This window comes from Paracoccus sp. (in: a-proteobacteria) (assembly GCF_030536915.1).
Taxonomy (GTDB): domain Bacteria; phylum Pseudomonadota; class Alphaproteobacteria; order Rhodobacterales; family Rhodobacteraceae; genus Paracoccus.
This window is the reverse complement of the sequence record NZ_JAUNPC010000168.1, coordinates 1-2,895: the sequence shown is the minus strand read 5'-3', so window position 1 is coordinate 2,895 and position 2,895 is coordinate 1. Positions and strand designations below refer to the sequence as shown.

General features: G+C 69.6%; 3 protein-coding genes. All 3 read right to left on the bottom strand.

The window, feature by feature from the left end; translation table 11 throughout:
- The coding region (locus Q4F04_RS15270; RefSeq protein WP_303370649.1) for an iron ABC transporter permease at window positions 1–929 on the bottom strand (929 nt) is incomplete at its 3' end.
- Between the two features lie 74 nt (window positions 930–1,003).
- On the bottom strand, window positions 1,004–1,885 hold the full coding sequence (locus tag Q4F04_RS15265) for a hemin ABC transporter substrate-binding protein (protein WP_303370647.1): 882 nt from the start codon (window positions 1,883–1,885) through the stop codon (window positions 1,004–1,006).
- The gene (locus Q4F04_RS15260) at window positions 1,885–2,892 is read right to left on the bottom strand and encodes a hemin-degrading factor (protein ID WP_303370648.1); all 1,008 of its coding nucleotides are present in this window, start codon (window positions 2,890–2,892) and stop codon (window positions 1,885–1,887) included. The genes Q4F04_RS15265 and Q4F04_RS15260 overlap by 1 nt, the downstream gene beginning before the upstream one ends.
- Window positions 2,893–2,895 lie beyond the last annotated feature (3 nt).

Below are 2,895 nucleotides of genomic sequence, written 5' to 3'. Positions count from 1 at the left end.
ATGCCGATCGGCAGCTCGGCCGGGGCGACGAAGGTGCGGGCGATGATGTCGGCTGCGACCAGCATGACCGCGCCGCCAAGTGCCGCGTTGGGCAAAAGCCAGCGGTGATCCGGCCCGGTCGAGATCCGCAGCAGATGCGGCACGACGATGCCGACGAAGCCGATGCCGCCGGACACCGCGACCGCCGCGCCGGTCGCGGCGGCGGCCGCCAGCACCGACAGCCGCTTGATCCGCTGGACGGGCAGACCCATGTGGCCTGCGACGGCCTCTCCGAGGGCCAGCCCGTTCAGGCCGCGCGCGAGGATCGGGATGGCCAGCATCGCCGCCGCCATCACCGGCAACGCGGCGGCCAGCCGGCCCCAAGTCGCGCCGGAAAGGCTGCCCATGCTCCAGAAGGTCAGGTTGCGCGGCTGGGTGTCGTCGGCGACAAAGATCAGCAGCCCCGCCAGCGCCCCGGCGATGGCCGCCATGGCGATGCCGCCCAGCAACATCGTGACGACCGAGGTGCGCCCGCCACGCGTTGACAGCCGATACAGCAGCAGGGTGGCACCCCAGGCGCCGAAGAATGCCGCAATGGGAACGAGGTTCGCCTCGCCGATCCACGCCAGCGCGGGGGTCGCGCCGCCCAGGACGATGGCCGTGATGGCACCCAACGACGCGCCCGCGCCGACGCCGACCAGCCCCGGGTCGGCCAGCGGATTACGGAACAGGCCCTGCATGATCGCGCCGGCCACCGCCAGCGATGCGCCGACCGCGACGCCCATCACCAGACGGGGCAAGCGGATCTCGACCAGAACCAGACGCTCGCGATCACCGAAGCCGCGACCCGCAAGCAGGTCCGACAGCGCGAGGAGCGGCGAAACGCCCGTCGCACCCGCGCCCAGCGACAGCGCGCCAAGCAGCACAAGTGCGACCACCAGCGCGACCATCACCAGCCGCGCCCTCGCCTCGCGGGACCGGATGCCCACGGTCGACGTCGCGGGCGTGGGCACCTCGATTGAGCTCACGGGGCGTTCCCGGGGGGTTCCCCATGTATGGCCTCGTGCAGCGCCATTGCGGCCTTGCCGGCGCGCGGGCCCATGCCCAGCAGATAAAGCCCGTCCATCATCACGAAGGCACCGTTCCGGCCGGCCGGCGTTGCCGCGATGGCGGGATGGCCAAGGACGTTTGCCCGCGCGATCTCGACCGAACTTCCGCCCGCAGCCTCGTCGGCGGCGGGATCACCGCGCTGCATCATGACCACGACATCGGGGGCAGCGGTCAGGATCGCCTCGTCGGTGATCGCCTTCCAGCCCTGCATCTCGGCGGCCGCGTTCTCGCCGCCTGCCAGTCGGACCATGGTATCGGCCGAAGTGTCGGCGCCGCCCGCCATGATCCGCCCGCCCTGCACCGAAAGAACGAAAAGCACTCTGGGCGGAGTGCGCTGGTCCGCGGCAACCAACGCGGCGGCAGCGTCAAGATCAGCCTCGACCTGACGGGCGACCGAGGCCGCCTCGGCCTCGCGCCCAAGCGCCTCGCCCGCCGCGGTAATCCGCGCGACAATCCCCGCCGCATCGCGCGGCTCGGGAAGTTCGACATAGCGCACGTTCGCCGATTTCAGCACCTCGACCGCCTGCGGCGGGCCGGCGCCCTCTTCGGCGAGGATCAGGTCGGGGGTCGCCGCCAGCACGCCTTCAGGAGACAGCTGCCGCATATAGCCCACGTCCGGCAGCGCCAACGCCTCGGGCGGATAGCTGGAACTGGAGTCGCGGCCGATCAGCAGATCACCCGCACCGATGGCATAGGCGATCTCGGTCGCGCTGCCGCCGATACCGACCACGCGCGTCGGTTCCTCGGCCCAGGCGGGCGTCACCAGCATCGCCGCCGCAATCAGTGCCCGCAACATCACGCGGCCTTGTCCGACAGGCCCGGCAGCGCCTCGATCTGCGCCTGCCATGCCACCGGATCGCCGCCCTTCGAGGGCCGGATGCCGAAGATCTGCAGGATCAGTTCGCCGTGGTTGTCAAATGCCTCGACCGAGATCGCCAGCCCGTGCTCGCCCGGCTTGCGGACCTCGTAGACCTCGGCGATGCGGTCGGCGCGCAGATGCAGGTTGAAACGCGGGTCCATGATGTTCAGCCACGGACCCATCGGCTTGATGGTCTCGATCGGGCCGGAATGGATCTCGATGCAGCCCATGTTGCCGACGAAGATCATCAGCGGCGTGCCGCTGCCCGCCAGCGTCTCGATCAGCTGCGCCACAGCGCTGCGGTCGAGCGGGCGGACGAAGGGCGCGCCAGCGACGCGATAGGCGCCCAGCCGGTTCATCTTGTGTTTCTTGACCAACGGCAGGAACTGGTGCGTGTCGGTCATCGCATTCCACCCCTCGCGCAGCGCGGGGGCCTGGTCGAGGGCGCCCCGTGCCGCATCGACGGGTGCGCGGGCTTCGAAATCCGGAATGGCGTCGGACTGGTCGGGCAGGGCGAGTTCCTGCCGGAGCGCCTTCCACGCTGCAACGTCGGACTGCGGGCGAAGATGGATCTTGTGGATCGCATCGCCTGCCGCGTCGAAAATCTGGATCGACCGCTTGGGCCCGGTTTCGGACTCCGTCTCGATGGCATAGGCATGAACCCAGTGGCGTGGGAACAGTCTCAAATCGATGTCCGGGTTCAGCGTCATCGCCGCATGGGCTCCGCCGTGGAAATCGGAATAGACCCCGATCTTCTCGATCACGCAGGAATCGTTGCGGGTCAGCGCCATGACTTCTCCGAGCGCCTCGACCATCGGGATCAGGCGGGCTGGCGCTGGCTCTATCCGGATCGAGCCGTGACCGACCTGTGCCGCCAGCAGCGCTGCCTCGGGGACACCCATGCTTTCGGCGAGATCACGGGATCGCAGCGTCGCGCCGGCCAGAGC